Consider the following 5,150-nt stretch of genomic DNA (forward strand, 5'->3'; position numbering starts at 1 on the left):
CCGTTGGGCCGTTCCGACGAGTGAGACTTTAGCGGAATCCAGGGCCCCGACGCTAATCGGGGTCGCGTTCCTTCGAACGCGGATTCCTCATTCCGCAAATGCGCACAGAAAGTCCGGCGACAGATGTCGCTGGTCATATGTGGTTACTGCGGATTGGCTGCCCGGGGACCGACCGGAGTCGGCGCTCACGTCGGACAACTCGGAGCACACTACGGATGCGGGATGGGCGTGTCAACCCCGGTCGGGTCCGGTTGCCGGTGGAAGGCCAGGCGGTAGTCGCGGGGGCTGGTGGACAGGTGGGTGGCGAAGTGCTGGCGCATGGTGATCTCGCTGCCGAAGCCGGTGCGGCGGGCGACCTCGGGGAGGGGGAGGTCGGTGCGTTCGAGGAGCTTCTGAGCTGCGGCGATGCGTTGGGCGATCAGCCAGCGGAGCGGGGTCGTGCCAGTGGTGGCCTGGAAGTGGCGGGCGAAGGAGCGGGGGGACATTCCGGCGCGGGTGGCAAGGGCGGCGACCGTGTGCGGTTCGGCCAGATGGGCCAGGGCGAAGGCGCGTACCGCGGCGAGGGTGTCGGCGTCGCGGTCGGCTCGGGGGGTGGGGTGCTCGATGAACTGGGCCTGGGTGCCGGTGCGGAACGGGGCCGTGACCATCGAACGGGCGATCGTGGCCGCGGTCTCGGCTCCGTGGATCGTGCGTACGAGATGGAGGCAGAGGTCGATGCCGGCCGCGGTGCCTGCCGACGTCCAGATGTTGTCGTCGTGCAGGAAGAGGGCGTCCTGGGTCACCTTCACCTCGGGATGGCCGGCGCGGAGGTCGTCGGTGAGGCGCCAGTGGGTGACTGCTCGGCGGCCGTCCAGCAGGCCGGCCTGGGCGAGCGTGAAGGCGCCTCCGCACAGGGAGGCGATCGGAATGCCTCGGGTGTGGGCGCGGCGGAGGGCCGCCAGGACCGGGGCGGGGGCCGGGGTCAGGTGGTCGTCTAGGCCGGGGACGACGACGAGGTCGGCGCGGGCGAGCCAGGCGAGGGTGCGGTCCGGGGTGAGGGAGAGGCCGCCGCGCAGCGCGATGGGGGCGGGTTCCGCGGCGGTGCGGCGCAGCTCGAAGGGCGGGACGCCGCGGTCGGTGCGGTCGACGCCCCAGACCTCCGTGATGACCGAGACGTCGAAGGCTCGTACGCCGGGGAAGGCGACGAGCGCGATGCGGGTGGGATCGGGGGTGGTCGCCATCGTGGCAGTAAAGCATCGATCGATGGCTTTCCGACCTCTGGGGCGTGGGAGCGCCGGGCGGCAGGATCGTTCGTATGGAGATCGCAGAGAACGCGGCGCTGATCGTGGTGGACGTGCAGGAAGGCTTCGAGGACGAGGCGTACTGGGGGCCCCGGAACAACCCGGAGGCGGATCGGAACATCGCGGGGCTGATCGATGCCTGGCAGTCGAGCGGGCGGCCGGTGGTGTTCGTACGGCACGACTCGCCCAAGCCGGATTCGCCGTTGCGGGTGGGGCAGCCGGGGAACGGCTTCAAGGGGTACGTGGAGGAGCGGCGCGGGAAGGGCGACGGGCCCGGGCTGTTGCTGACGAAGAGCGTGAACTCCGCCTTCTACGGGACGCCCGATCTCAAGGAGTGGCTGGACCGGAGCGGGATCCGGCAGCTCGTGGTGGCCGGGATCCAGACCAATATGTGCGTCGAGACGACGGCGCGGATGGGCGGGAACCTCGGGTACGAGGTGTTCGTACCGCTGGATGCGACGCACACCTTCGACCTGGCCGGGCCGTGGGGGTGGACGCTGGGGGCGGACGAGCTGGCGCGGGCCACCGCCGTGTCGTTGCACGGCGGTGGATTCGCGAAGGTGGTCTCCAGCGCGGAGCTGATCGCCGCCGCGGAGTAGGTCAGCCGTTGCCGGAGGCGAGTTCGCGGCTGCGGTCGCGGGCGGCTTCGAGGGCGGCGATGAGGGCGGCCCGTACGCCGTGGTTCTCCAGCTCGCGGATGGCGCTGATGGTGGTGCCGGCCGGGCTGGTGACGGCTTCGCGGAGCTTGACGGGGTGTTCGCCGCTGTCGCGGAGCATCACGGCGGCGCCGATGGCCGCCTGGACGATCAGTTCGTGGGCCTGGGCGCGGGGCAGGCCGAGCAGGATGCCGGCGTCGGTCATCGCCTCGACGAGGAAGTAGAAGTACGCGGGGCCCGATCCGGACAGGGCGGTCGCCGCGTCCTGCTGGGACTCGGGGACGCGGAGGGTCTTGCCGACGCCCTTGAAGATCGACTCCGCGGCGGCGAGGTGGTCGGTGGTGGCGTGGCTGCCGGCCGAGATGACGGACATGCCCTCGTCGACGAGTACGGGGGTGTTCGGCATGACGCGTACGACCGGGGTGTTCGCGGCGAGGCGGTCCTCGATGAAGGCGGTCGTGATGCCCGCGGCCGCGCTGATGACCAGGCGGTCGGGGGTGATGTGCCCGGCGAGCTCGTCCAGGAGCCGGCCCATGTCCTGGGGCTTGACCGCGAGGATGAGGATGTCGGCGCGCCCGGCGGCCTCGGCGTTGGTGACGGAGTCGACGCCGTAGCGGTTGTGGAGTTCCTCGGCGCGCTCGGAGCGGCGGGTGGTGACCAGCAGGTTCGCCGGGCGCCAGCCCGCCCGGATCATGCCGCTGAGCAGTGCCTCGCCGATCTTTCCGGTGCCGAGGACTGCGACTGTCTGGGTCATGTGGTTCACCCTCCGGGCTGTGCTGACGGTTCTCGGTGCTCGGTGCTCGTGTCCGCCATCCTCGCACCGGCGGTGTCAGGCGGTGCGGCGGCGGAGGGTGGCGGCACCGAGGGCGAGTACGAGGAGGGCGCAGCCCGCCACGATCAGTACGTCGCGGACGAAGTCGCCGGTGATGTCGGTGTGGCCGAGGACCTCGTTCATGCCGTCGACGGCGTACGACATGGGCAGCACGTTCGAGATCGCTTCGAGGCCGGGGGCCATCCGGTCGCGGGCGACGAACAGGCCGCAGAGCAGGAGCTGCGGGAAGATCACCGCGGGCATGAACTGGACGGCCTGGAACTCGGACGCGGCGAAGGCGGAGACGAACAGGCCCAGTGCCGTGCCGAGCAGCGCGTCGAGCAGGGCGACCAGGAGCAGCAGCCATGGGGAGCCGATGACGTCCAGGCCGAGTGCCCAGACCGAGACCGCGGTGGCCAGGAGGGACTGGACGATCGCCACGCCGCCGAAGGCGAGGGCGTAGCCGGCGATCAGGTCGCCCTTGCCGAGCGGCATCGCGAGGAGGCGTTCGAGGGTGCCCGAGGTGCGTTCGCGCAGGGTGGCGATCGAGGTCACCAGGAACATCGTGATCAGCGGGAAGATGCCGAGCAGCGAGGCGCCGATGGCGTCGAAGGTGCGGGGGGTGCCGTCGAACACGTACCGCAGCAGCGTGATCATCAGGACCGGGATCAGCAGGAGCAGCGCGATGGTGCGGGGGTCGTGGCTCAGTTGGCGCAGGACCCGGGCGGCGGTGGCGAGGGTGCGGGCCGGGCTCAGGAGCGGGGTGGCGGTCGCCGGGGTGGGTGTCGTGCTCATCGGGTGGGCTCCTGACGGGTGGCGGCCTGGTCGACCAGGTGGAGGAAGGCCTCTTCGACGGTGGCCGCGCGGGCGGCGGTGCGCAGCGCATCGGGGGTGCCGTCGGCGAGGATCTCGCCCTCGCGCATGAGGAGCAGGCGGTGGCAGCGCTCGGCCTCGTCCATGACGTGGGAGGAGACGAGGAGCGTGGTGCCGTGCTCGGCGGCGAGGCGGTGGAAGAGGTTCCACAGGTCGTGGCGGAGCACGGGGTCCAGGCCCACGGTGGGTTCGTCGAGGACCAGGAGTTCCGGGGTGCCGAGCAGGGCCACGGCGAGGGAGGCGCGGGCGAGCTGGCCGCCGGAGAGGGTGCCGGCGAGGGCGTCGGCGTGGCTGGTCAGGTCGACCTCGGTGATGGCGCGGGTGACGGCGGCGCGGCGGGCGTCGCGCTGTCGGCGGCCGGGCCGGAGGATCGCCGCGAAGTAGTCGAGGTTCTGTCGGACCGTCAGGTCGGTGTAGACGGACGGGTCCTGGGTGACGTACCCGATGCGTGGACGGAGCGTGGGGTGACCCGCGGGGCTGCCGAGCACGTCGAGGGCGCCGGTGACCTTGGCCTGGGTGCCCACGACGGCCCGCATCAGGGTCGATTTGCCGCAGCCGGAGGGGCCCAGGAGGCCGGTGATCCTGCCGGGTTCGACGGTGAAGTCGATGGCGCGCAGGACGGTGCGATCGCCTCGTACGACCGTGAGGCCGCGGGCCTCGACGGCGGCACCGGGGTAATTCATCATGTGATGAATATTCATCCCGGGGTGTCTGCCCGTCAAGGGGTGGGCGGCAGTGGCGCGCCGGGGCTGACTGCAACGCTCAGCTCGACCGCGTAGCTCTCCTCGACCGTGCCGTCCGGAAAGAGTTCCGCGAGCCGGGCGCGCTCCTCGGCGAGGAAGCGTCGCGTGGGTTCCGCACCGAGGACGAGGAAGGCGGAGTGGCTGCCCAGGTTGGCGAGGTGGGTGTCGAGGGGCACCCGCCGGGTCCAGGGCAGCCGGCGGTGCGTGAAGTCGAGCCCGGGCGGTAGGTCTCGGGAGCGGACGGGCGAGCCGTGGGCGGAGTCGCCGGCGCCGAAGAAGCGGCGGAGGCGGGCGTCCTGCTCGTCGATCCAGGGGACGGAGTGGTCGGAGACGTTCCACCAGAGGGCGAGGGCGCCGCCGGGACGGAGGACGCGCAGTGCCTCGGCGGTGGCGAGGTCCCGGTCCGTCCAGTGCCAGGACTGGGCATACGTGATCAGGTCGGCGGACGCGGTGGCGAGGGGGAGGCGGTTGCCGTCGCCGCGTACGACGGGCAGTGCGGGGTGCGAGCCGTGGAGCTCCTCCGCCATGCCGGCGCCCGGTTCCACGGCGGTGACCAGGGCGCCCCGCTCGTGGAGGAGCCGGGTGGAGATGCCCGTACCGGCCCCTACGTCGATGGTGCGGGCGCCGCGCAGGGGGCGGTGGGCCAGTTCCTCGACCGCGTCGAACAGCGCGGGCGGGTAGCCGGGGCGGGCTGCGGCGTACTGGGCGGCCGCGCGGTCGAAGGAGAGCGCGCGGGGCGGGGCCGGGGTGGCGGACGCGGGGGAGGCGGCGGGCGCGGGCAGGTGGG

General features: G+C 72.1%; 6 protein-coding genes. 1 reads left to right on the forward strand and 5 read right to left on the reverse strand.

Features of this window, described 5'->3' with window-relative positions; genetic code table 11:
* Positions 1 to 209: 209 nt before the first annotated feature.
* A complete protein-coding gene (locus EES42_RS18900; RefSeq protein ID WP_124719446.1) occupies positions 210 to 1,220 on the reverse strand; it encodes a GlxA family transcriptional regulator in 1,011 nt (336 codons plus the stop codon).
* Between the two features lie 74 nt (positions 1,221 to 1,294).
* Between EES42_RS18900 and EES42_RS18905 the strand changes: the two genes are divergently transcribed.
* Positions 1,295 to 1,879, forward strand: a complete 585-nt coding sequence (locus EES42_RS18905; RefSeq protein WP_124719447.1) for a cysteine hydrolase family protein — start codon at positions 1,295 to 1,297, stop codon at positions 1,877 to 1,879.
* 1 nt (position 1,880) lies between these two features.
* Here the strand turns inward: EES42_RS18905 and proC are convergent, their stop codons facing one another.
* The 4 genes from proC to EES42_RS18925 form a co-directional block, all read right to left on the reverse strand.
* Positions 1,881 to 2,690, reverse strand: a complete 810-nt coding sequence (gene proC, locus EES42_RS18910; RefSeq protein WP_124719448.1) for a pyrroline-5-carboxylate reductase — start codon at positions 2,688 to 2,690, stop codon at positions 1,881 to 1,883.
* Between the two features lie 75 nt (positions 2,691 to 2,765).
* Positions 2,766 to 3,542 (reverse strand): ABC transporter permease, encoded by a 777-nt coding sequence (locus EES42_RS18915; RefSeq protein WP_124719449.1) that lies wholly within the window; start codon positions 3,540 to 3,542, stop codon positions 2,766 to 2,768.
* Complete coding sequence (locus EES42_RS18920) at positions 3,539 to 4,306, reverse strand: ABC transporter ATP-binding protein (protein ID WP_124719450.1); 768 nt, start codon at positions 4,304 to 4,306, stop codon at positions 3,539 to 3,541. The genes EES42_RS18915 and EES42_RS18920 overlap by 4 nt, the downstream gene beginning before the upstream one ends.
* Positions 4,307 to 4,338: 32 nt before the next feature.
* Complete coding sequence (locus EES42_RS18925) at positions 4,339 to 5,145, reverse strand: class I SAM-dependent methyltransferase (protein ID WP_124719451.1); 807 nt, start codon at positions 5,143 to 5,145, stop codon at positions 4,339 to 4,341.
* Positions 5,146 to 5,150: the final 5 nt, after the last annotated feature.

Origin of the sequence: Streptomyces sp. ADI95-17, assembly GCF_003846175.1 — a bacterium.
Classification (GTDB): domain Bacteria; phylum Actinomycetota; class Actinomycetes; order Streptomycetales; family Streptomycetaceae; genus Streptomyces; species Streptomyces sanglieri.

Excerpts from the sequence above, each read along its gene's own strand:
- EES42_RS18900 (WP_124719446.1), bottom strand. The coding sequence starts at position 1,220 with ATGGCGACCACCCCCGATCCCACCCGCATCGCGCTCGTCGCCTTCCCC.
- EES42_RS18915 (WP_124719449.1), bottom strand. The coding sequence starts at position 3,542 with ATGAGCACGACACCCACCCCGGCGACCGCCACCCCGCTCCTGAGCCCG.
- EES42_RS18905 (WP_124719447.1), top strand. The coding sequence starts at position 1,295 with ATGGAGATCGCAGAGAACGCGGCGCTGATCGTGGTGGACGTGCAGGAA.
- proC (WP_124719448.1), bottom strand. The coding sequence starts at position 2,690 with ATGACCCAGACAGTCGCAGTCCTCGGCACCGGAAAGATCGGCGAGGCA.
- EES42_RS18920 (WP_124719450.1), bottom strand. The coding sequence starts at position 4,306 with ATGATGAATTACCCCGGTGCCGCCGTCGAGGCCCGCGGCCTCACGGTC.